The sequence below is a fragment of the Microcoleus sp. Pol7_B2 genome (assembly GCF_036701035.1).
In the GTDB taxonomy this organism is placed as follows: Bacteria; Cyanobacteriota; Cyanobacteriia; order Cyanobacteriales; family Microcoleaceae; genus Microcoleus.
This window is the reverse complement of the sequence record NZ_JAUBQB010000092.1, coordinates 1-24814: the sequence shown is the minus strand read 5'-3', so window position 1 is coordinate 24814 and position 24814 is coordinate 1. Positions and strand designations below refer to the sequence as shown.

General features: G+C 43.8%; 15 protein-coding genes. 5 read left to right on the top strand and 10 right to left on the bottom strand.

The window, feature by feature from the left end; genetic code table 11:
• Window positions 1-283 precede the first annotated feature (283 nt).
• On the bottom strand, window positions 284-1495 hold the full coding sequence (locus tag QUA57_RS24885) for an acetate kinase (protein ID WP_333064281.1): 1212 nt from the start codon (window positions 1493-1495) through the stop codon (window positions 284-286).
• A gap of 230 nt (window positions 1496-1725) precedes the next feature.
• On the opposite strand from QUA57_RS24885, the gene psaK reads away from it, so the two are divergent.
• Window positions 1726-1986: a photosystem I reaction center subunit PsaK gene (gene psaK / locus QUA57_RS24880; RefSeq protein ID WP_333064280.1), complete on the top strand. Its 261-nt coding sequence runs from the start codon at window positions 1726-1728 to the stop codon at window positions 1984-1986.
• A gap of 41 nt (window positions 1987-2027) precedes the next feature.
• Here the strand turns inward: psaK and QUA57_RS24875 are convergent, their stop codons facing one another.
• The 8 genes from QUA57_RS24875 to topA all read right to left on the bottom strand — a co-directional run bounded on the left by QUA57_RS24875 (window position 2028) and on the right by topA (window position 13122).
• Window positions 2028-2666 carry a histidine phosphatase family protein gene (locus tag QUA57_RS24875; protein WP_332957118.1) on the bottom strand — a complete coding sequence of 213 codons (639 nt, stop codon included), beginning with the start codon at window positions 2664-2666 and terminating at the stop codon, window positions 2028-2030.
• A gap of 27 nt (window positions 2667-2693) precedes the next feature.
• Entirely contained in the window at window positions 2694-3380 is a 687-nt protein-coding gene (locus QUA57_RS24870; RefSeq protein WP_333064278.1) for a DUF3226 domain-containing protein, read from the bottom strand.
• On the bottom strand, window positions 3373-4374 hold the full coding sequence (locus QUA57_RS24865) for an ATP-binding protein (protein WP_333064277.1): 1002 nt from the start codon (window positions 4372-4374) through the stop codon (window positions 3373-3375). Before QUA57_RS24865 ends, QUA57_RS24870 begins: the two co-directional genes overlap by 8 nt.
• A gap of 144 nt (window positions 4375-4518) precedes the next feature.
• Window positions 4519-6993, bottom strand: coding sequence for a phosphoketolase family protein (locus QUA57_RS24860; RefSeq protein ID WP_333064276.1), 2475 nt, complete (start codon window positions 6991-6993; stop codon window positions 4519-4521).
• A 477-nt stretch (window positions 6994-7470) separates the two neighbouring features.
• Window positions 7471-7905, bottom strand: a complete 435-nt coding sequence (locus tag QUA57_RS24855; protein WP_333064275.1) for a hypothetical protein — start codon at window positions 7903-7905, stop codon at window positions 7471-7473.
• Between the two features lie 7 nt (window positions 7906-7912).
• Window positions 7913-9202: an AAA family ATPase gene (locus QUA57_RS24850; RefSeq protein WP_333064274.1), complete on the bottom strand. Its 1290-nt coding sequence runs from the start codon at window positions 9200-9202 to the stop codon at window positions 7913-7915.
• 534 nt (window positions 9203-9736) lie between these two features.
• Window positions 9737-9985 carry a hypothetical protein gene (locus tag QUA57_RS24845; protein WP_333064272.1) on the bottom strand — a complete coding sequence of 83 codons (249 nt, stop codon included), beginning with the start codon at window positions 9983-9985 and terminating at the stop codon, window positions 9737-9739.
• Between the two features lie 410 nt (window positions 9986-10395).
• Window positions 10396-13122 carry a type I DNA topoisomerase gene (topA, locus tag QUA57_RS24840; protein ID WP_333064270.1) on the bottom strand — a complete coding sequence of 909 codons (2727 nt, stop codon included), beginning with the start codon at window positions 13120-13122 and terminating at the stop codon, window positions 10396-10398.
• A 462-nt stretch (window positions 13123-13584) separates the two neighbouring features.
• Here topA and QUA57_RS24835 point away from each other — a divergent pair, with 462 nt between their 5' ends.
• From QUA57_RS24835 to QUA57_RS24820, 4 genes are all read left to right on the top strand, one after another.
• Window positions 13585-14268 carry a VOC family protein gene (locus tag QUA57_RS24835; RefSeq protein WP_333064269.1) on the top strand — a complete coding sequence of 228 codons (684 nt, stop codon included), beginning with the start codon at window positions 13585-13587 and terminating at the stop codon, window positions 14266-14268.
• A 170-nt stretch (window positions 14269-14438) separates the two neighbouring features.
• Complete coding sequence (locus tag QUA57_RS24830) at window positions 14439-21248, top strand: AAA family ATPase (RefSeq protein ID WP_333064267.1); 6810 nt, start codon at window positions 14439-14441, stop codon at window positions 21246-21248.
• Entirely contained in the window at window positions 21245-22621 is a 1377-nt protein-coding gene (locus tag QUA57_RS24825; RefSeq protein WP_333064265.1) for a response regulator, read from the top strand. Before QUA57_RS24830 ends, QUA57_RS24825 begins: the two co-directional genes overlap by 4 nt.
• Before the next feature lie 223 nt (window positions 22622-22844).
• A complete protein-coding gene (locus QUA57_RS24820; RefSeq protein ID WP_333064263.1) occupies window positions 22845-23858 on the top strand; it encodes a poly(ethylene terephthalate) hydrolase family protein in 1014 nt (337 codons plus the stop codon).
• A gap of 52 nt (window positions 23859-23910) precedes the next feature.
• Here the strand turns inward: QUA57_RS24820 and QUA57_RS24815 are convergent.
• A partial coding sequence (locus QUA57_RS24815; RefSeq protein WP_333064261.1) for an IS4 family transposase occupies window positions 23911-24814 on the bottom strand: 904 nt, incomplete at its 5' end.

Here is a 24814-nt window from a genome sequence, read left to right as displayed (position 1 = left end):
CGCCATTTTTATCAACGGGGGATGAAGGCTGTAGCCCAGATTCTATCTAGCTCCTGACCGCCTTGTCACCCCCCCAGGTCTCTACCTCTCTTTATCTGCGTAAATCAGCGTCAATCCCTTGTCCGGGGCTGTAAATACATTCTCTTTTTTTAACCGCCGATGAGGGCAGATAAACACAGATTAACGCAGATGAATTAGATTAATTCTGGTTGAGCCGTTCGTGATTGTTGACCCTGCTGCGAAGCTGAGTGGGCATCGCTGTTGAAGGAATTCATAAAATAAGTTAGTGATAAAGTTTCCAGCATTCTCGCGCAATTTCCCAATCCTCCTGCGTGTGAATGACCAAAATTCTCACCGCTGAATCCACTGCCGCAATATCTTCATCTACTGGCGACTGTTGGTTCTTCTCCCCATCCAATTTTAAACCCATAAATCCAAAAGCTTCGCAAGCAGCCGATCGCACAACAGCAGAATTTTCCCCAACTCCCGCCGTAAAAATCAAAGCATCCAACCCTCCCAAACTCGCCAGCATCGCGCCAATTCCAGCGCGCAAACGGTGGATGTAAATATCCAAAGCAAGTTGAGCTCTCTCATTACCTTCGGCGATCGCATCTCCAATCTGCCGCATATCGCTAGATACCCCAGAAATCCCTTTTAAACCCGAATTACGATTGAGAATATTATCTAATTTTTCAGAAGTTAAATCTTCTCGCCTTAACAAATGAATTATAATCCCCGGATCGATCGCACCCGATCGGCTTCCCATCATCAAACCGTCCAAAGGCGTAAAACCCATCGTCGTGTCAACACTCCAGCCCCCCCGAATCGCCGCCAGAGAACATCCGTTGCCCAAATGACAGCTAATCAGCCGCAAATCGCTCAAATCACGGTTCAGAAGTTGAGCCGCCCTGCGCGCGCAATATTGATGGCTAATGCCGTGAAAACCGTAGCGGCGAATCCCGTTTTCCAGCCATTCGTAGGGGCCGGGATAAACAAAGGCGGCAGGCGGCAATTGCGCGTGAAAAGCTGTATCAAATACTGCTACTTGCGGCCGATTTGGGAGGATTTTTTCAAGGGCTTCGATGCCTTCGAGGTTGACGGGATTGTGTACGGGGGCGAAAACAGATAAACGGGCGATCACCTCTTTAACATCCGGCGAAATTAACGTACTTTGCTGATAGTCTTGTCCGCCGTGTACGACGCGGTGGCCGACAATATCAATCTCGTTTAAACTATTAATAACTTGAGTTTTACCCTGCCACAGAGTCTCCAGCATTCGAGAAATGGCGGCTTCGCGAGAGTCTGAGGCAAATTCTTCCTCCTGTTCAGTTCCTGAGGCTGTTTCGACTTTCAACTGGGCCACACCTTCGCGGTGATTCCAGTCAATTTGCGCTTCCCAGAGGGGTTGCGGCGGGCGATCGGGCAGCACATCGTTTAACTCGTAAAGACAGCTCTTTTGACTGCTAGAACCCGCATTTAACACCAGTATTTTCATGCTTTATTATGTCCTGTTGATTCGTTCTTTCGATCGCTAGGCGATTGAAATCGCGTTTTGTCAAACTTTCGTCCCTGCAGAGGGGGACTAAAAAATCTTGAGACTCAGGGAAAAATATTAAGAAAAATGTCGAAAAATTAACTGTTAATGCAATCTGTAGCTAACAGTTGCATTTTTTTGATATATCTTCTAGGCAGATTTTCATTTACTAAAGTTTAAGGAGCCGATCGATGTTTACACCAATTTTACTTGCCACTGTCGCCAGAACCGTAGAGTGGAGCCCCACGACCGGTTTGATTATGATTCTTTGCAATATTTTAGCTATTGCGATCGGCAGAGCAAACATCCAAAAGCCTCACACAGGCCCAGCCGCGCCCTCATCGGGTTTGGTCGGCGGCTTGAGTTTGGGTGCACTTGTCGGAAGTCTCTGCTTCGGTCATATTTTGGGAACGGGTACGATTTTAGGATTGTCTTACATAGGCGCGATTTAGTTTCAGACTGTAGGGTGCGCCCCCGCACCTTACCCGCAATTTCAAGTACCGGGTAAATTGCGGAGAGTTTCATCCATGTACGATCGATCGCCCAAAACCTCCAACATTGGCCCGCGCACATCAAACTTGACAACACTCACAGAAGCTGCTAAAGCGGCAATGCGATTGCGGTAACTTCCCAAATCGATCCCCAACAAACTGCACAGAATAATCCGAATAGTCGCCTTGTGGGAAACCACCAAAACATTACCAGTCTTGTACTTTTCCTGAATTTCTGCGATAACTAAGGATGATCGGCTAGCAATTTGCACAGAAGTTTCCCCCTCTGTCGGTGGATTCCAAGCCGGTTCCGTCAACCAATTAATGTAATCTTCAGCATATTTTTCGCGAACCGATTCAACTGTTTCACCCTCCCACTTGCCGTACTTAATTTCCCTCAATCCATCGCGCAGTTGCATTTCAATTCCCACAGCATCGCACAGAGGTTTAGCCGTAGCGATTGTGCGTTTCATGGGACTGACATAAACAGCATTCCAAGGCAATTTTGCGTAAGTTGCAGCAAATTGTTCGGCCATCATAGAACCTTCCGGTGTTAATTCTGCGTCCAGGTCTCCGCAGTAGCCGCCAGTCTTGCTGTAAGTTGTTTCACCGTGTCGTACAAAGTAGATTTTTAAGCTCATGAGTTAATTTTGTGTGAATTTTACTATTTAGCAAAAGAGTTTAAAAAACTCCTTCAAATCATTGAGTGCAGGATTATCCCAATCCCAAATATTTTTTTTGTGTTCCATAACATAATCAAACCCAGACATAGTGCATTTCCTTCCAGCTTGTTGCTGTTCCTTATCTGAGCAAGTATCATACCTGAGATAGATGCTCACCCAGAATTTATCAAAACCTTTCCGATCAATTTGCTGTCCCTGACTTTCTATGCAAGCTTTCCAGCTATTCAAACAATCAGCATGAGGTGATTCTCTAGCCTTTATTGCCTTTAAAAGCGTTTCTAGTTCGCCTTTACCTCCAACATTTGTAAAGTAACAAGCCAATTTGGCTTTTGTTCCATTATCTCCACAAATATCTATAAATTGTTTAGTGCTTGAAAAGCTTTCAGCTTCAAACACTTGTTTTATACATCTATCTACGAATTTCAGCCGTTCTTGCTCTGAATAATTATCAAGATCGATAATAATTCCAATCTTTTCGATATTATTTTTGTCAATCAAAGCTTCTAAAGCTTTTAAAGCTTTGATTAACTCTGTTTCGCTCAAGCCTTCCAAACTTTTATAATCATCTATATAAATAGGTAATTGTACCTGGATATCGCAGTTTAGTTTCTCAACCATTGCCTGCATGAAAATTCTATCATTTTTACTTTCTACTATGACAATATTACTCACCTCTCACTCCTTGTTGATGCTCTAGTGCGTAATTCAAAGTTTCCAAATCGCGCCGAATTCCGATTATTTGATTTGTTTTGAGTTTCCTTGCTAGTTCAAAATATGCGCTGCTGCATTGCTGATTGGGTTCTAAGCCGACATCAGCAAATGCTTGAAGCATCTCTAAACTGTGAGTTGTCGCAAAAATCTGCGTATCCAGTTCCACCGCCAAGCGAAATAAAATTCTCCAAAAATCTCGCTGATTTGTATAGTGAATGCCATTTTCTATTTCATCGACTAACAGTATTTTGGGGTCGCTATTTACCAGTTTTAGAATAATGTCTGCAACGCGGTTAATTGCATCTCCGAATAATGAAAGAGGCAAACGCTTTTCGCCTTTTCTTCTCAAGTAAAGCGTGGGTTCCCCGATCGAAAAACTTTCTACTGATTCGATCGCCGGATCGATAACTTGAAAAGCTTTCAAAACTTCGGTATCTTTGTCATCCAAACGGGCGCGGTCGTAGGCTGCTGTGAGTTCTTTTCCCGAAATCCTGACAAAGGATGGAATAATTGGTACTTCGTCAATGGAAATGCGAGAATTAAATAAATTGCCAGTATTAACTTCTTGTGTTGATGACCAATTAGATTCAGCCTCGTTTGTCCCAACCTTAAAAGTTATATTATATCTCCTGACTTGTACTTGAATTTCTAATCGGTCAGTTTTATTTTTGTCATCTGTTCCAATAATTACTATCAATCGCTCCTTTCTTTGTGAATAAAACAAGTTATCCCAAGTTCGATAGGGCATAGCTTCTATAGCTTTTGCTGGCTCTCTTCTAAGTTGTCTTAGGATTACTAGACTGCTAGGTCGTGGAGCAAAATTGAGAAAAAGTGCTTCTAGCAATGCTGTCTTGCCAGCATTATTTTTACCGCCGATTAAATTGACTCTTTCAAACCCAGAAATTTTGATTTGCTCAAAACACCTAAAATTTTGGATTTCTATTTCTTTCAGCATTACCTATCCTGTTGAATTAATCTAACTCATCTGCGTTAATCTGTGTTAATCTGCCTGTATCTGCGGTTAAAAAAAGAGAATTTGTTAACCGCAGATGACAATGGATTAACGCAGATTCACGCAGAGGTCAAGAAGCGATCGCACCTATCCAGGTGCACCCGATCGCACGGTTTGTTCTGCAGTCGCCCCCGGATCTTTTGTTTCCTTCGGCGCTTCCGGCGAAACCGGGCCCGCGTGCGGCCACTTCCAGTCGCGGATTTCCGGCATATCATCGCCGTGTTCGGTGATATACTGCGTGTGCTCGATCAGCTTGTCACGGATAGCTTGTTTGCCGTAAGCTGCGACAGAACTGAGTTTCGGAACGCGATCGAGTACATCTCCAACCAAGTGGAATCGATCGAGGTCATTAACCACCACCATATCAAACGGCGTCGTAGTCGTTCCCTCTTCCTTGTAACCCCGAACGTGAATATTCGGGTGATTTGTCCGGCGATAAGTCAATCGGTGAATCAGCCAAGGATAGCCGTGAAAAGCAAAAATCACCGGCTTATCTTTCGTGAACAAAGTATCAAAATCCTTGTCAGACAAACCGTGGGGATGTTCGCTAGCAGGTTGCAGCGTCATCAAATCCACCACATTAACCACCCGCACTTTTAAATCGGGATAATCTCGGCGGAGAATGTCAACAGCAGCCAAAGTTTCCAGCGTCGGAACATCACCCGCGCAAGCCATCACCACATCCGGTTCGCCGCCTTTATCGTTGCTGGCCCACTCCCAAATGCCGATGCCGGCGGTACAGTGTTTAATCGCAGCATCCATATCCAAATACTGCAATGCCGGTTGCTTCCCTGCAATAATCACGTTGACATAGTGGCGGCTGCGGAGACAGTGATCCGTTACTGACAGCAAAGTGTTCGCATCCGGCGGCAAATAGACCCGCACAACCTCCGCTTTCTTGTTAATTACGTGGTCGATAAAACCCGGATCTTGGTGAGAAAAACCGTTGTGGTCTTGCCGCCAAACGTGAGAAGTTAGCAGGTAGTTGAGAGAGGCGATCGGTCGGCGCCAAGGAATGTCGTTAGTAGTTTTCAACCACTTGGCGTGTTGGTTGAACATCGAATCGATGATGTGAATAAACGCCTCGTAACAAGAGAAAAAGCCGTGGCGTCCCGTCAGCAAATAGCCTTCCAGCCATCCCTGACATAGATGTTCGCTGAGGACTTCCATCACCCGGCCGTCGGGGGAGATGTGGTCGTCTTCGGGCAAAATGTCCCCCGCCCACACCCGGTCCGTCACTTCAAACACCGGATCGAGGCGGTTTGAGGCCGTCTCGTCAGGCCCGACAATGCGGAAATTCGCGTTTTCCTGATTCCGTTTCATCACCTCTCGCAGGAAGCGGCCGCAAACGCGGGTTGCTTCAGCCATTACAGTGCCCGGTTTTTGCACGTCAACGGCGTAGTCTTCAAATTCCGGCATTTTCAAGTCTCGCAGCAGCAGCCCGCCGTTAGCGTGGGGATTTGCGCCCATCCGCCGATCGCCCTTAGGTGCGAGTTCTGCTAATTCGGGAATTAACTTGCCCTTTTCGTCAAAGAGTTCTTCCGGCTTATAGCTTTTCATCCAATCTTCCAGGAGTTGGACGTGTCCGGGCTTAGAACCCATTTCCGAAAGCGGGACTTGGTGCGATCGCCAATAATCCTCAGTTTTCTTACCGTCAACTTCCTTCGGCCCCGTCCAGCCTTTGGGAGTTTTCATCACAATCATCGGCCACTGGGGACGGCCGGAATAGCCCTCCGTCCGGGCTTTTTCCTGAATCGCCTTAATTTCGCCGATCGCGGTATCGAGAGTTGCAGCCATCAACTGGTGCATGGTTTCCGGGTCTGAACCTTCCACCCAATAAGGTTTGTAGCCATAACCGACCATCAAACTTTCCAATTCCTCGCGCGGAATGCGGGCCAACAGCGTTGGATTGGCAATTTTGTAGCCGTTCAAGTGCAAAATCGGCAACACGGCCCCGTCGCGAACCGGGTTGAGAAACTTGTTAGAATGCCAGCTAGCAGCCAAGGGGCCGGTTTCCGCTTCCCCGTCACCGACAACGGCCGCCACAATCAAATCGGGATTGTCGAAGGCCGCCCCGTAAGCGTGGACGAGGGCGTAGCCGAGTTCGCCGCCTTCGTGAATCGAACCGGGAGTTTCCGGGGCGACGTGGCTGGGGATACCGCCGGGAAAGGAGAACTGTTTGAACAGCCGCTTGATACCCTCTTCATCTTGGGAAATGTTCGAGTAATATTCGCTGTAAGTTCCTTCGAGATAGGTGTTGGCGACCAAGCCCGGCCCGCCGTGTCCGGGGCCTGCGATGTAGATGGTGTTGAGGTCTTGGGCTTTGATGATGCGGTTGAGGTGAACGTAGATGAAGTTGAGGCCTGGAGTGGTGCCCCAATGTCCGAGGAGTCTCGGTTTGACGTGTTCGATTTTGAGGGGTTCTTTGAGTAGGGGGTTGTCGAGGAGATAGATTTGTCCGACGGATAGGTAGTTTGCCGCGCGCCAGTAGGCGTTCATTTTGTGTAGTTCTGAGTGGGAAAGCGGCTTTAATTGCGGGATCTCGGTTGTTCCTAGCATCATCAGCGATTGACTCCTAAGTTGTGCTTGTTTTGTAAAGTGCGATCGAGAAGTGCGATCGGTATTAATTTGTTATTTGTGACATTTTGTATTTAAACTCAATGTCTTCCACGCAAACTATTGAATTCTAGCTCGTTTATGTCTCCATTAAAGTTTAAATCAATGTTAATTTCTGGCTAAACATCGCACGACTTTAATGCAATAAAGACCGCTACTTGCGGGGATCAAGGGATTAAGCAATACATAATAGGATTTACACAAGAGTTTTTGTAGGCTGTGCACTCCGCACTGAGCCGTAGAATATGTTGCGAGTGGTAGGATGTGTTGTTCAAGTCCCCAAAAAGATACTTCTCAAGGTAGAAGTCAGAATTAATTATAATAAATAATAATAACTCAAATTTAGTTGATACAGGGCGAGCGTCCGCTCACTCCTTTTCTGCTAAAGTTTTGTATGTTGGTCATATCCAAGTTCTCGTTAGTTTAGCTTGTGGACGTACTTAAATCATACTCATCTTGAATATTCTTGATTCGGAAACTAGCATTAAATTTTTTCTTAAACTGACTTTGTAGCTGTTGTATAGTTGTTGTTTGTTTTGGCACACGTGTAGACACGACAAAACAGAGCTTCTTAATCTTTTGGGGATTTGCCGAAAGTAAATTAATAGTTGATTCTATTTGTTTAACCGCCTGTGCAATATCACTTCCTTTCAACTCTACATATATTTCTACTGTATCAGAAGGAATGAGTGCGTAGTCGCAACGCAAAGTCTCATTGTCACTAATAACGCAGCCATCAACCTTAATTATTAATATTTCGTCTTTATTCGGGTTGAGAAAAGTTATTTTACTTTTGTTCTCCTGCAAGACAATCTTGGTGTCGGATCTACGTTCCTCACACTCGGGAAGACTTTTCATATACCATTCAAACTAAGTTGAGAAGTTGATCGAATTCTATAGCTAGTTCATCAGAAACAGAATCAATGACTCGCGCATCAATCAACCCCGTATCAGGACACACAATACTATTGCATTTTCCATCGCTCAAAACATAGGCTGAGAGATCGGAAACATCTAATGATTTGTATCTAGATACAATCTTTTCTAGTTGATGTTGTATATCTTCGCTGGATTCTTCATAAAGAAGCCCAGCCTGGAGCAGATTATTAAGTGCTGTCAGGACATAAGGACTATGGGTAGTTATAAAGAATTGAAGTTGCTCTTTGCGATAATTAAAGACAGTAGCGATCAACTCGATAATATTACGCTGTGCGCTTGGAAATAAATGCGCTTCCGGCTCCTCAATATACACTGTCTGACCGACAGGAGGGGAAGCTAGTAAAGGTAGTGCAGCTAGTATAATTGTCAGAGGCAATGTTTCCTGTTGACCGGAAGATGAGTTCGCAATACTAATACGTCTTCCATCTGCCACCTCCAGAAAATCTTTGCCTTTTTCCTGTATGTGCTTACCACATAAGGACTGCTCTATTAGCCTGTTTATTTCCTCTAGTATATCTTTTGTATATTTATCTTCAACATCAACTTCATATTGTATACGCAATTTTTTTATCGTTTCGTATGTTGAGCCAAACGATCTTAGAAATGGATCTAAGGTATTATTGCTTGAAAGAAAAGAAAAAATATTGCTCTGAAGATTAGCGAAAAATGAGCGACCAGCAGGAATAAAAAGCTGATTGAAGGCTGCCTCTCGACCAATGGATATGCCTAAAGTTTCTACTAAGTGATCTTTTAAAATTTTATTGTCAAAAAATGAACTATTAAGAATATTAAAACTAAAAGTTATTTCAGAGCTTTCCTCTCTTGCTTTTTTGAGTAAATTGCGTAGGTCTGCCAATTCTTTCTTGAAAAAATCTGAATAGCTGAGGGAAATTCTACCTTTGGTATCCTGTTTTCTCCTAACTTCTATAAAAACATTGGAAATTTCATACCTGATGAAAAAATGTTGTTTTCCCCAACAATCTGGAGGAAAATATTCCTCAAACGTCTTGGAATAGTTTGAATCTAGATTGCGTTTTGTCTGCTCATTATTTACAACCGATAAAATTTCCCATACGAAGTTCTTAAAATAAAAAAGGAGTTTAGCGCAAACACTTTTACCGCTGGCTTGAGGACCAATAAGTATATTTATTCGTTTGATTTCAATCTCCAAATCCTTGATGCCAGCAAAGTTTCTAACTATTAATTTTTCAGCCATAATTGAAATCAAGTATGGTAAGGGCTTGTGTCATCTTAACATACCAATTTAATTTTTATGGTTAAAGTTGTAACTTTTGTGTTAATAAACCGAATTAGTCACCCTAGGAAAAACCTCAAACAACTCTCATTAATATCAAGATGGATTTCTACCCTTTGTACCAATATACTTTTGGATTACCGCAGTTTTTTCGTGAAAGTCGATCGCCCATCTCGCCTTTGTGGCCGCTGAGGAGATTTTAGACTAACGTCGGGTTATTGATAGGGAAAGGAATTACCGCAACCCTAAAATAATACCATTTTTACAAAGTTTGGCTAGAAAATAAGTGTTGGGTTTGTTTACATCGCCTCTCGAGCGCACAGGTGCGGATCTGTGAGATTGTCGATATGCAAGTTAGGGGTTGTTCATGGCGGCGCACTCTACGACTACTTAGCCGATGCCACAAAGTAAACTCAAGCAATCTCAATCCGAAAATCACTGCATCGGTTTGATTGCTGCCTAGATGCTATCGCCAATATTTCCCGCTGGAAAAACCTAGGAGGCGACTAAAACAGGACTCTCTGAAATCCGGCAAACATTGGACACAGTTGGCTGGTGGGAAACGACTCGCAGTTCGTGAGGATAGCGGGGACGCGGGTCATTTTCTAACCAGATGGGCGGTACCATCATCACTTCATAGTAAGCGATCGTATGCAAAACCCCAGGCTGGGACTTCAATTCTACTGTTAAGCCCGCTCTGTACTCAAATGCTTCTTCCCAGTCTAGGTTTCCATTCATATCCATCGGAATCGCGCCTCTTAATCTTGTTTCTTTTCTCAATTGTAGAGCGCTACATAAAACATTGGGTACTTTCTGTTGCTTATGATACAATTTGTAACCTTATATATACGTTCCCTGACAATTGAACAGAGAAAAGCAATTGTCAATAAGTAAATAGGATGATTTGGCCCACAGGTGACAAGCAAGCCCAAAAGCTAGGCTTGACAAGAGTTTGAGTTGATACGTCTCAAAAAAAATAGGGGCGATCGAATCCAGCAGAGGCTGATGACAAATACCTAATAGAACAAAATTGTCAGGACTAAACTCCTTACTACAAACCTATTTTTGTCATGTTGTCTAGTATTTGATAAATAAAAAAAACCCGGTTTTTTGAAGAAACCGAGTTTTGAGAATGAGAAAAAACTCAACTAATTTTACTTAGTTGTTTTCTTGGCTGTTGTCGCAGTCGCCGTCTTTTTAGCAGTGGTTTTCTTCGCCGCAGTCTCCGTCTTTTTAGCAGTGGTTTTCTTCGCCGCAGTCTTCTTCGTTGCAGTCTCCGATTTCTCCGCAGTTGCCTTAGTAGACTTCTTCGACTTGCTGCTAGATTTACCGCCTCCCGCCGCTTCCTTCGTTGCTAACAATTCCAGTGCTCTTTGCAAGGTGAAATTCTCCACTGATTCATCCTTCGACAAAGAAGCATTGATATCGCCGTGTTTCACGTAGGGGCCGTAGCGGCCGTCGTAAACATTGATGGGTTCTCCCGACTCGGGATGCGCGCCCAATTCCTTTAAAGGTGTCGCTGTTTTGCTGCGGCCGCGGGCGGCTTTTGGCTGCGATAATAACTCTAAAGCCCGATCGAGCGTTATCGTCAAAACATCATCCGGCGGTTTGATCGATCGATAATCTTTCCCCACCTTACCCTGGTCGTGAACCACATAAGGCCCGTACATCCCCAAATTAGCTTGCACCTTCGCCCCCGTCTCCGGGTGAGTGCCCAACAACCGGGGTAAAGTCAACAAACTCACCGCCATATCCAGCGTCACGCTATCCTTATCTGTCCCCTTGGGTAAAGAAGCCCGCTTCGGTTTCTTGTTCGTTTCCGAAACTTCTCCTAACTGAACGTATGGCCCATAACTGCCAATCAGCACATAAATCGGTTCCCCGGTTTCCGGGTGAAGACCCAATTTTTCCGGACCTTCCGTTTTTTGCTTTAACAGAAACTCCACTTGTTCCGGGTCTAAATCTGCCGGCGTCAAATCTTGGGGAATCGAGGCTTTTACCAAGCCTTCTTCGCTTTCAGATTCCAGGTATGCGCCGAATTTCCCGATGCAAACTTTGGCGGAAAGATTCTCCAACACCACAGTTCGGGCAACTTTCGCATCAATCTGACTTTCCTGTTCTTTAACTTGGGTTGCGAGCCCGGTTTCCCCTGTATAAAACTTTTGCAAATACGGCAGCCATTTCGCCTCGCCGGTGGCAATTTCATCGAGGGTTTGTTCCATTCGGGAAGTAAAACCGGTGTCTACTAAATCGGGAAAATGTGTTTCCAATAAAGTCGTGACGGCGAAAGCGGTGAATGTCGGAATTAGGGCATTAGCTATTAATTTGGCATATCCCCGATCGACAATTGTACCGATAATACTCGCATAGGTACTCGGACGGCCCACACCTTCGCTTTCGAGCATTTTGACCAGAGAAGCTTCCGTGTAGCGGGCGGGAGGTTGAGTTTCGTGCCCGATCGCCTCTAAATCCTTACAATTAGGTTTATCCCCCACCTTCAGCGCCGGCAAAATCACCTCTTGGTCTTCCAACGCCGCATTCGGATCGTCGGAACCTTCCACGTATGCCCGCAAAAAGCCGGGAAAATCAATGCGTTTGCCGCTGGAACGGAAACCGGCATCTTCTACCTGAGTTAATACAGTGACGTGAGTTTGGCGGGAATCGGCCATTTGAGAAGCGACTGTCCGCTTCCAAATCAAATCATAGAGGCGGAAATCAATCCCATCCAATCCCGTTTGCTGCGGAGTCCGAAAAGTGCTGCCGGCGGGACGGATAGCTTCGTGGGCTTCCTGCGCGCCTTTGCTTTTCGTGGTGTATTTGCGCGGTTGGGGGCTGAGGTATTCGCTGCCGTAAAGTTCTTGCACGCAACTGCGCGCCGCTTCGATCGCCTGTTCGGACAAATGCACCGAATCCGTCCGCATATAGGTGATAAAACCGCGTTCGTAGAGACCTTGGGCAATTCGCATGGTTTCCCGCGCACCCAGCCGCAGCTTGCGGTTAGCTTCCTGCTGCAAAGTCGAGGTCGTAAACGGCGGCGAAGGTTTGCGGGTGACTGGCCGTTCTTCGAGATTGGTGACAGTCCAAGGTTTGTTTTGAATGCGTGAGAGTAAAGCCCGCGCCTGTTCTTCATTCAGCAAAAGTACGCGGCGGCCGGAGATAATTTGCCCGGTATTTTCATCAAAATCGCTGCCGTTTGCAACTTTTACATTGCCGACAGTCACGAGTTTGGCGTCAAAGGAAATCTTGCCCTTTTCCAAAAGGGCTTTTAAATCCCAGTAACTACCTTGGCGGAAAGCGCGGCGTTCGCGTTCCCGGCGCACCAAAAGCCTGACTGCGACTGACTGCACTCTACCAGCGGACAAACCCCAAGCGATTTTTTTCCACAGTAACGGGGAGAGTGTGTAACCGACGAGTCTATCGAGAATTCGGCGAGTTTCTTGGGCTTGTACTACTCGATTGTCGATATCGCGGCAGTGGGTTAAGGCGTCGCGGATTGCTTCGCGGGTGATTTCGTGAAACACCATCCGCTTGATGGGCACTTTGGGTTTGAGGATTTGCAGCAAATGCCAGGAAATGCTTTCGCCTTCTCGGTCTTCGTCAGTGGCTAGTATCAGTTCTGTGGCGTCTTTGAGGGCGTCTTTGAGTTCTTTAACAATTTTCTTTTTATCTTTCGGGATGACGTAGAGGGGTTCAAAGTCTGCCTCCACGTTTACGCCCAATTGCGCCCATTTTTCTCCTTTAACGGCTTCTGGTATTTCTTCGGCGGAGGATGGTAGGTCGCGGACATGGCCCATCGATGCCTCTACACGGTAGGTGGAGGGCAGGAAGTTGCGGATGGTGCGGGCTTTGGTCGGAGATTCGACGATGACTAAGGTTGACATGGCATCTTTTAAATATGGATGGCAGCGCAGCTAGAGGGTCTAAGTTAGAGAGTTTAGGTCAGATGTCAAGGCTTCTTTCAACTTTGGGCGATTATTTTCAAACTACCTTAATTTTTAACTTACTGCCGATCGGGTGGCAGGTGACAATGTGATGGGATTTTACTGCTTTGGGGGCAGAGGCTGCGAATCACGTCTCTACAAGATGCACCGGATGATGACCTGACTTTAGCAGAATTGTCGGTAACTGGATGTTGAGACTGCTGGATGCGGGCGGATGGTTCCTCAATCTGGTTGTAACTTGAAGGTTGGGGCGATAGATTTTAGATTTTAGATTTTAGATTGGGAAAGATTTACTGACTAGAGGTTTGGGGCTTTGGTACAGTACGCTGTGCAGCATCAGCGTTGCGAGCGAAAAAAAAGCAATCACAGGGGATTAAAATTACTTGAGCATCGAGCAATTCAATGAATAATTCTATGACATTTGAATTCGACCATCTTTTCATCCTTACTGATATTGGTGCTTCGGAAGCTAATCGTTTATCATCCTTCGGTTTAGTTGAGGGTGGATCTCGCATTCATCACGGACAAGGTACAGCCAATCGCTGTTTCTTTTTCCATAATGCAATGTTGGAATTGTTATGGGTTCACGATCCAGAAGAGGCGAAGTCTGAGCCAATTCATCAGACTCGTCTTTGGGAGCGATCGACAAATCGGAATAATGGTGCGTGTCCATTTGGCATCTGTTTGCGTCCAGCCAAAGGTTCTGAGGACACAGTTGCATTTTCAAGTTGGGCATATCGTCCACCTTATTTATCTGAAACGATGAGTATCGCAGTAGGAACAAATAGTGATGTGTTGACTGAGCCGATGCTTTTCCAAATTTCCTTTGGTAAACGTCCAGATCAATACTCTGCTGATAAGTCACAGCCTTTGGATCATGGTGTTGGTTTCCGCGAAATTACTCGCGTAGAATTAGTCAGTCCTGCTGCTAATAATCCGTCACCTGAACTTCAAGCAGTGCTTGAGACAAATCAATTAAAGTTGCGAATAGGAACCGAGTATTTGGTCGAGCTTGGTTTTGATGGAGAAGTGCAGGGACAACAGGTAGATTTCCGACCTGGATTGCCGCTTATTATCAGTTGGTAATCAAAACCTGTAAAACAATTAATAATATGGCTTCAGTATCCAACGAACTGCGATCGTTCGTACAGAACGCCCACTGACAATTGCAGGAACATTAGAGACCATTGAGAATTTTTCAAGTTGGCTGAGTAAACTAGAGATATAGTAACCCGCAATTTATTGAGAACTGGAAAATGGAGACAATTACTGACCTGCCAGGGTATCGCATAACAGAACAAGTCTATGCAGGATCTCGCACTTTAGTCTATCGCGGTGTTCGGGAGAGCGATCGTACTCCAGTCGTCATCAAACTGCTGCGAAACGAATACCCTAGCTTCTGCGAACTGGTGCAATTCCGCAACCAGTACACCATTGCCCAAAATCTCAACATCCCCAGTATTGTTAAACCCCTCGATTTAGTACCTTACAAAAGCGCCTATGCTTTGATAATGGAGGACTTTGGAGGAGTCTCTCTGTCTACTTATATCCAGACCCCAACTGATAAAAACCAACCAGCTCAATCTAGATCTTTAGAAAACTTTCTCGACCTAGCCAGGGAACTAGCAGATATTCTTCACTCTTTGTACGAAAATAAAGTTATTCATAAAGATATCACACCGGCCAATATCCTAATCAACCCCGATAGCAAACAAATTAAGCTCATTGACTTTAGTATCTCTTCCCTGCTGCCGAAACAAACCCAAGAAATCCAGAATCCAAACATTATCGAAGGAACCTTAGCTTATCTCTCCCCAGAACAGACAGGAAGAATGAATCGAGGCATTGACTATCGGAGTGACTTTTATTCCCTGGGTGTGACCTTCTATGAATTGTTGACAACACAGTTACCCTTCGAGTCAGAGGACCCAATGGAGTTAGTGCATTGTCATCTCGCCAAACAGCCGATTCCGGTACATCAAATCAAGCCAGAAATTCCCATAGTTTTATCCCAAATTGTTAGTAAACTGATGGCAAAGAATGCGGAAAATCGCTATCAGAGTGCATTAGGACTGAAACACGATTTAGAAATTTGTCTGGCTCAATTACAAAACACGGGTAACATTGAGACGTTTGCATTGGGGACGCGGGATATTACAGACCATTTCCTCATCCCCGAAAAACTCTACGGCAGAGAAACAGAAGTTGAAACCTTATTAGCAGCCTTTGAGCGAGTCAGCAGAGGCAGCACCGAAATGATGCTAGTATCCGGTTACTCTGGCATTGGAAAATCCGCCTTAGTACAAGAAGTTTATAAACCAATTACTAAAGCCAGAGGTTATTTTATTGCCGGAAAATTCGACCAATTTCAACGAAATATCCCTTACGCGGCCGTTGTCAAAGCCTTTCAATCATTAGTCAAGCAACTCTTAACAGAAAGCGAAAATCAACTCAATACCTGGAAACAAAAAATATTAGCGGCCGTTGGCGCTAATAGTCAAATCATTGTAGATGTCATTCCTGAAGTAGAATTAATCATTGGTAAACAGCATACCGTACAAGAATTAGGCGCTACAGAAGCACAAAACCGCTTTAATTTAGTATTTCAAAAATTCATCCGCGTGTTTTGTTCAGTTGACTATCCCTTAGTCATCTTTCTCGACGATTTACAATGGGCTGATGCCGCTACATTGAAATTGCTACAAGTAATGATAGCAGATGAACAAACGAACTATCTGTTTCTAATTGGTGCTTATCGAGACAACGAAATTAACCCATCACATCCTTTAATGATGACTTTGGATGAGCTGCAAAATCAAGGTGCAAGAATCGAGCGAATTACTTTAGCTCCCTTACACCTTCACCAAATAAGTAACTTAATTACTGACACCGTGCGTAAAGACCAAAAATCAGCGCTCCCCCTAGCCGAGTTAGTCCTCAGTAAAACTCAAGGTAATCCTTTTTTTGTCAATCAGTTTCTCAAAACACTCTATCAAGAAAATCTGCTGCGATTCAATTTTCAAGAAAGAAACTGGGATTGGGATATTTCAGAAATTGAATCAGTAGGTATTACTGATAACGTCATTGAATTGATGCTTGGTAAATTGAAAAAGTTGCCAGAATCAACTCAGAAAGTTTTGCGCTTGGCTGCTTGCGTGGGTAATAGTTTTGACTTAAACACTCTTTCAATTATTAATGAGAAATCGTGGCTAGCCACGTTTCAAGAACTATTGCCAGCCATCCAAGAGGGATTAATCTTAACTACTTCTGAGTTAGGTGCTACCGAATCAGAAATAATTAACTCAGACTTGGTAATTACTACTTATAAATTTTTGCACGACCGCGTGCAGCAGTCAGGTTACGCTTTGATTGACTCAAAACTGCAAACAGCAATTCACCTACAAATTGGTCGCCTGTTACTGGCCAATATTTCTCCTGAGCGACGAGCAGAAAGAATTTTTGAAATTGCCGATCATTTAAATTTGGGTCGCAATTTAATCATTAACGATCGCGAGAAAACTGAACTAGCTATTTTAAATTTAACAGCCGCTCGCAAAGCCAAAGATGCAACGGCTTATGCTGCTGCCAGAGATTACTTAAAATTAGGTCGAGAAATTTTACCGGGCGATATTTGGCAAGACTCCTACGAACTAGCTTTTACCTTTCATAAAGAGCTGGCAGAAGCCGAATATTTAAACGGAAATTTTGAAGAATCAGAAGCTTTAATAGAACTGGTATTTGCCCGGGCCAAATCTGATCTAGAAAAGGCAGAAATTTACAACATTTTGATCGTGCAGTACACTCTGCTGAGTAAATATGAAGCAGCAGTTCAATCTGGATTAAAAGCCCTTCACTTGCTAGGCATAGACTTGGCAGAATATAATTTAAGCGAGGCGGTTAATGCTGAAATGGCGGCAGCTCAAGCTAACTTGGCAAACCAAGAAATTGCTTCCTTAATTAATGCAGAAAAGATGAAAGACCCGGCTCAACTAATGGCCATGCAATTATTGGGCAACATGGGGCCGCTAACGTTCTTTTCATCTCAAGAACTGTGGAAGTTGACTGTGATCAAAGCGATTAACCTTTCTCTCAAGTACGGTTTTGTTGCGGGAGGGTCTTATTGCTATTCATGTTATGGAATTATCCTGAATTCAATTTTAGGCGATTACCAATCGGCGTATGAGTTTGGCAGACTCGCTCTTACTCTGAGCGAAAATTCAAATAACTTGTCTCAAAACTGCCAAGATAGTGTGATATTTGCCAATTACTTAAACTGCTGGGTGAGACCGCTCAAAACTACGGCGGAAATTAATAACGAATGTTATAAAGTTGGCTTGCAATCGGGCAATTTGCAATGGACGGGTTATAACCGGATGTTTCAAACTATTACCTATTTCTTCCAGGGCATGAATTTGAATAATCTCTTGGAAGATATTGCCAAGTCGCTCCATTTTTGCGAGCAAACTAAAAATTTATGGGCGATTGATATAATTCTTGCTAATAAGTCAGCAATTTTAAATTTGATGGGCGAAGAGGATGATGTTAGCGAAGAACAGCATTTAGAAAATTTCCACCGCCGTAAAAGTATGGCAGCGCTGTGCGAGTTTTATGTTTTAAAAGCGCAGAATTTATATCTTTACGGACTGTATAGTGAGGCGCTAGAAGCATCGGATCGCGCTGCGGAACTGCTCGATTATTTGATGGGTCATATTTCTAGTGCTCACCATCATTTTTACCGTTGTCTGATTTTAACGGCTCTGTATTCAGAGGTTTCTGAATCGGAGCGAAAAGATTATTGGGAGCAATTAGAAGCTAATCAGAAACAAATCAAAATTTGGGCGGATAACTGCTGGGAAAGTTTCGCACATAAATTCTGGCTGGTGGCGGCAGAAATGGCGAGAATTTCAGGTCGAGATTTAGAGGCGATGGATTTGTACGATCGCGCTTATTCTCAGGCTAGAGAGGGTGATTTTATTCAGAATGAAGCGCTGGCGGCGGAACTGGCTGCTAAGTTCTGGTTGGGGAAAAATAAAGAAGAATTTGCCCAAATCTACTTGACTAAAGCCCACTATGGCTACCAATATTGGGGTGCTAAACGTAAAGTTGAGAAGTTAGAGGAAAAGTATCCCCAATTAATCGCGAGAACATCAGGGAAGACAACTACTCACACAAAAGTTAACCGCACAACGACTGCGACTACTAGCAACAATTTGGGTGAGACGCTAGATTTAGCTACGGTGATGAAAGCTTCTCAAGCGATTTCGGGTGAAATAGTTTTGAGTAGGTTGCTGGAAAGATTGATGAAAATTGCGATCGAGAATGCGGGGGCCCAAAAAGGTTTTTTGATTTTAGAAAAAGCGGGACACTGGGCGCTAGAGGCGGAAGGTTCGGTGAACGAGGATGAAGTTAGCGTGCTGCAATCGCTTCCTCTCAATCCAACAACAGCTTCTGGGGGAACCCCTTTGCTTGCAAGTGCGATCGCCAATTATGTGATTCGTACTCAGGAAAATGTGGTGTTAAATAATGCCGCTCTCGAAGGACAATTTACTCGCGATCCTTATATTGCAGCCACTCAACCGAAATCTATTCTTTGTACTCCTCTGCTGCACCAAGGTAAGCTGACGGGCCTTCTTTATTTGGAAAATAACCTGATTGAAGGGGCTTTTACTACCGATCGCCTAGAATTGTTAAAACTGTTATCTGCCCAAATTGCTATTTCTATTGAGAATGCTCAACTTTACGAGCAATTAGGCGAATACTCGCGAACGCTGGAATGTAAGGTTATAGAAAGAACGCAAGAATTGCAACAGGAAATGGCTGTCAGAATGCAGACAGAAAGAGCCTTGGGCAAGTCTGAAGAAAAGTTTTCTAAAGCATTTCGTTCCAGTCCTAACCCGATCGCGATCGCCCGGTTTGCAGATGGACGCTACATTGAAGTGAACGACAGTTTCCTCAGCACTTTTAATTACTCTCGCGAACAGGTAATTGGTTTGACAGCAATTGAGTTGAATTTTTGGGTTAATTTAGAAGAATGTGACAGATACAAGCAGCTATTGCAAGAATCAGGAGTGCTTCGGAATCAGGAATTTGATTTTTGTACTTCATCAGGCGAGGTGAGGAAGATGCTGGTATCAGCAGATATTATTGAGCTGGGTGGAGAAGCGTGTATTCTCTTAGTCATTAACGACATTACCGATCGTCAAAGGGTAGAAGAAGCGCTAAAAGAAAGCGAGGCTAAATACCGTGACTTAGTTGAAACATCGCAGGATATGATTTGGTCAGTTGATGTTGAAGGGCGTTATACCTTCGTCAACGCTGCCGTCCAACTGATTTTTGGCTACAGCCCTGAAGAAATGATAGGGCGAAAATTCAGTGAGTTTCAGATACCTGAACAACTTCCCAAAGATAACGAGATATTCCAACGTATGCTGAATGGAGAGTCCGTATTTCAGTATGAAACCATACAATTAGCTAAAGACAGCAGACCTATCAATCTCCGGTTTAATTCACTTGTAGTGCGGGATTCCGAGGGAAACATTCTAGGAATAACTGGCACAGCCAGCGATATTACGGAGGACAAAAAAGCAGAGGCAGCCTTACAACAAGCCAAAGAAGTTGCAGATGCGGCTAACAAGGCTAAAAGCGAATTTTTATCAAAAATGAGTCACGAATTGCGAACTCCCCTCAATGCAATTCTCGGCTTTACCCAAGTGCTGGGACGCGACCCATCCCTTTCTCACATACAGCAGGAACAGATCGCCATCATTAGTCGTTCTGGCGAGCATTTGCTGACGCTGATTAATGACGTTCTGGAAATGTCTAAAATCGAGGCAGGTCGGATTACATTAAATCCTACTAGCTTTGACCTGTATCATTTGCTCCATTCTCTCGAAGAAATGCTCAAACTCAAAGCTGATTCTAAAGATTTACAGCTCAGTTGGCACATCAATTCTAATATTCCTCAGTATGTAAAAACTGACGAAAGCAAATTGCGTCAAGTCTTAATTAATCTGCTAGGAAATGCGATCAAGTTTACTACGAAGGGAAGTGTCACACTTCGGGTTGCAGCAATTAGTGAGAAACAAAAGTCCCCAAAAGACAACGAACCACGGATTATTACGTTTGAAGTGGAAGACACGGGTCACGGTATTGCTCCTACTGATGTAGATTCTTTATTTGAGCCTTTTGTACAAACGGACGCTGGTCGGAAATCTCAAGAAGGAACTGGGTTGGGTTTACCCATCAGCCGACAATTCGTACAACTGATGGGAGGAGACATTACCGTCAGCAGTACCTTGAATCGAGGAACAATTTTTAGTTTTGATATCCAAATTAGCTCCCCTGAGATGGCTAAAGTTCAACCTCGACAATCAAGAAAGCGGGTAATTGGTTTAGAACCCAACCAACCCTCATATCGCATCTTGGTGGTTGATGATAAATGGGAGAGCCGTTTGCTATTGGTTCATCTTCTCCAACCGCTTGGCTTGGAGGTGCGCGAAGCAGTAAATGGTCAAGAAGCTATTAGAATTTGGGAAACTTGGAAACCTCACCTAATTTGGATGGATATGCAAATGCCTGTGATAGACGGATATGAGGCCACCAGACAAATTAAAGCCAAGATTAAAGATGAGGCTACCCCGATTGTTGCGTTGACCGCTAGCGCTTTTGAGGAAGAACGAGCCATTGTTTTATCATCAGGCTGTGACGATTTTGTGAGCAAGCCTTTCCAAGAAGAAGTTATTTTTGCCAAAATGGCTGAACATTTAGGGGTACAGTATATTTATGAAGATTTACCGAACTTTACATTATCTCAGCTTGAGGGTCAAGACTTGAGTGTAAAAGAAGGGGAAAAAACTGAAATTTTAAGGACAACTTTGGCGACAATGCCTACGGAGTGGGTGATACAGTTACATCATGGAGCTATCGATGCAGATGCTGACCTGATTTTAAGTTTAGTCGCCACAATCCCTGAATCCAATACTTCTTCTGCGGAGATTATCACCGATTGGATTCATAATTTTAGATATGATAAAATTACTGACTTAACAGAAAAATTTATCCCATGAACACCCAGAAGTTAGAATCTTATGTTGACAATATTTTAGTGGTTGACGATACCCCAGACAACCTGCGTCTTTTATCCATTATGCTGACCGACAAAGGATATAAAGTTCGGGGGGTAATAAACGGGGAAATGGCATTAAAAGCAGCGCGTTCAACCCCGCCAGATTTGATTTTGCTGGACATCACGATGCCCCAGATGAACGGCTACGAAGTGTGCCAACATTTAAAAGCGGATGGCAGAACTTCGGGTATTCCAGTGATTTTCTTGAGCGCCTTAAATCAAGTATTGGATAAAGTCACAGCATTTGCTGTTGGAGGAGTAGACTACATCACCAAGCCATTTGATTTAGAAGAAGTTTTAGCTCGTGTCGAAAATCAACTAACTATTCAGCGGTTGCAAAAAAAAATGCACGAGCAAAATGCGCGATTGCAGGATTCCGAGGCTAAAGAGCGGCAGAAATCCCAACAACTAGAGCTGGCTCTACAACAGTTACAAAATGCACAAGCTCAACTAATCCAAAGCGAGAAAATGTCAAGTTTAGGGAATGTCGTAGCAGGGGTAGCTCACGAAATTAACAACCCGATTAGCTTCATTAAAGGGAACCTCTCGCCCGTAAGGGAGTACACTGAAGATTTGCTGAGGCTGGTGCAACTCTACGCAGAAGATTTCCCCAATCCCACAGCACCTATCCAGGAACAACTAGAGGCGATGGATCTCACTTTTCTCAGGAAGGACTTGCCGAAGTTAATTGCTTCTATGAGCATAGGAGCTGACCGAATCGAAGAAATAGTGCAATCGCTGCGGAATTTTTCCCGACTCGATGAAGCTGAGTTAAAAGCGGTGGATATCCATGAAGGACTTGAGAGTACGCTGATGATTTTGCAGCATAGGCTGAAAGATGAAGCAGCTCAAACGATAATTAAAGTGGTAAAAGAGTATGAGGCTTTGCCAAAGATAGAATGCTACGCGGGGCAAATGAATCAGGTTTTTATGAATGTTCTGACTAATGCGATTGAAGCGTTGCAATCCCCAATAGGTTGGGCAAATGATGTAGATGATAGCAGCCCAATTCCTACTATTACTATTTGCACGAAGTTACTCTCCGACTTTCAAGTGGGTATTTATATTACTGATAATGGGTCGGGCATAACCGAAGATATTCAACAACGCATATTTGAGCCATTTTTTACAACGAAGAAAGTGGGTACAGGAAAGGGTTTGGGGTTATCGATTAGCTATACTATTGTAGTGGACGACCACGGCGGGCAGCTCCGTTGTTTTTCGATACCGGATCACGGGGCGACATTAGCCATCGAAATTCCGATTCACCAATCTAAAAAAGGTTTTTATAAAGAAGATTGGGTCGGGTTATAAGCCACACTAAAATCCAAGTATTCAAAAATGGTGTAAAATCAGGAAGCGTGTTTATTTATGAGTCAGTTTATTGGCAATTTTTACACAATTTTCTATTAATCAGAAGTTGATACTTTTAGTCACAGAGTCCGAAACCTTTTCCGGCAACGCTCCTTAAATTACTAACGATAGCCGACTTGGTTTTTTTTTACTAGGTTATGCACGCACTCTCAAACCCAAAATAATGATGAATTTCCACCCTCATTTTTTTTCGGCAAAAACCCTAGCAATTGTTTGTGCAATTGCTGCGTTTGTTGTCCTTGCTAGCAAAGTCTTTGCCACAACAATCGATTATGCACCGCCATTTAAAGAAACCAGCTTTTACAGTACGATGATATCTGCTAATAACGATTTAGCTGACATTTATTATCCTAAACCATCGGATCTTTATTCGGGTAATTACTCTTTCCCCATTGTATTTTTATTGCAAGGTGCGCTTGTAGATAAATCATTTTATTCAGATTACGCTAGCCAGGTAGCGCGGTACGGCTTTGTGGTAGTCGTTCCGAACCATTTGCGCCCTTCGCCATTCAATCCCAGTTCACCCCCTAATTTGGCGTCGGAAACTTCGCAAATTGCGGCGGTTTTGTCGCAAATGGCGATCGAAAGCACAAACCCCACATCTCCGATTGCGTCTGTTATCGATACGCAGCGCCTTGGTTTATTGGGTCATTCTTTTGGTGGTGCAGTGGGGTTATCGGTGATTGCTAATAAATGCCTCCCAGAATTGTATTTGTGTCAAGAGCCATTTACGCGCCCGAAAGAACTATTAGCGGGTGCATTTTTTGGAGCTAACTTGCGGAATCCCATTGCTAATGAATTTGTACCCATCGCTAATGATGGCATTGCAGTGGCGTTGATTCAAGGCGATATCGATGGTGTCGCCCTGCCCGATCGATCTCAAAGCACCTTTGACCAAATTCAAACACCACCCAAAGCTTTGATTACTGTTATGGGTGCAAATCACTTCGCCATTACCGATGTTAATAACCCCGCTGGTACGAACCCCGATCGCAATACTGCTACCTTAGAGCGAGCCGTGGGTATTGAAACGATCGCCCGTTGGAGCGCGCTATTTTTGCGGGCAAATATGCTTAATGATCGATCGGCATTTGATTATATTTACTCTCAAGGTGACGCCCTCGATCCGAATGTCCGTGTTACCACCGTTGCAGTTCCCAAACCATCTTCTAAGTAGCTCCACCTCAAAAAACGTAAGATAGATTAAAGCTGAAGGGGTGACAACGCCGTCAAAACGTCCGTATCATCAGGAACCTAGCCCTCAAACCCCTCTGAAAAAATGGTAGCTTGTTCCGTCTTATTGCCATTAATTCCTCAATCATTTTTCCACAACTTTCTATTCCTCTTACCCAAGAATGACCATACAATCCCATCCAAAAACTACTATGTCGGCGTATAGTTCGCGGTTCTTCTGTTAAGCGACCCACATATTTTTGAATAGCGAGCTTTTGAATTTCTTTTCCTTGTAAAGTGGCGCAACTGTACGCAAAAGCTATCAATAAAATTAAAGTTTTCAAGCGCTCAGTAGAAGCGTGACTTTTTTCAAGATTATAGCCTCCTGTTTTACAATCTTTGAACATAGCTTCGATTCCACTCCGACATTTAAATGTGGCGACAGCTTCTTTCAGAGTTTCTAAATTTGTGAGCAGATACCAACCTTCGTCTTCCCCATGACCTCTATATCGACGCTTCCAATAACCTGCAATATCAAATTTCCCAAACCCTTTTTGCTTCGTAACTTGAACATCCTTTAAATAAAAGCTAGTACCTGGCATTAAACCTAAATTACTTAAGCGTTTAAATTTTTCTCCTTCTTCAATATATCGCCCCTTTTGTATTCTTAAAACAAACCTTACATTCTTTTTACCTAACCATTGGGCAAGTTTAACGCTACCAAATTCGCGGTCTCCTATAAGCAGGAATTTATATTTGTTTAGCAGCGGTAAAATTGGTCTAATTAATTTTTTTTGCTCTCCGATATTACTGCACCCTTTTTTGGGTAAAATCTGCCAGTACAAGGGTAAAGCTCTTTGCTGCCAAATTAGGCAGATGAAAAATATAGTCATTTCAAATAAATGTGAGACAGAGGTAAGATCATGATAAAATCGATAAAAATAGTTAATTAGAAAAAAA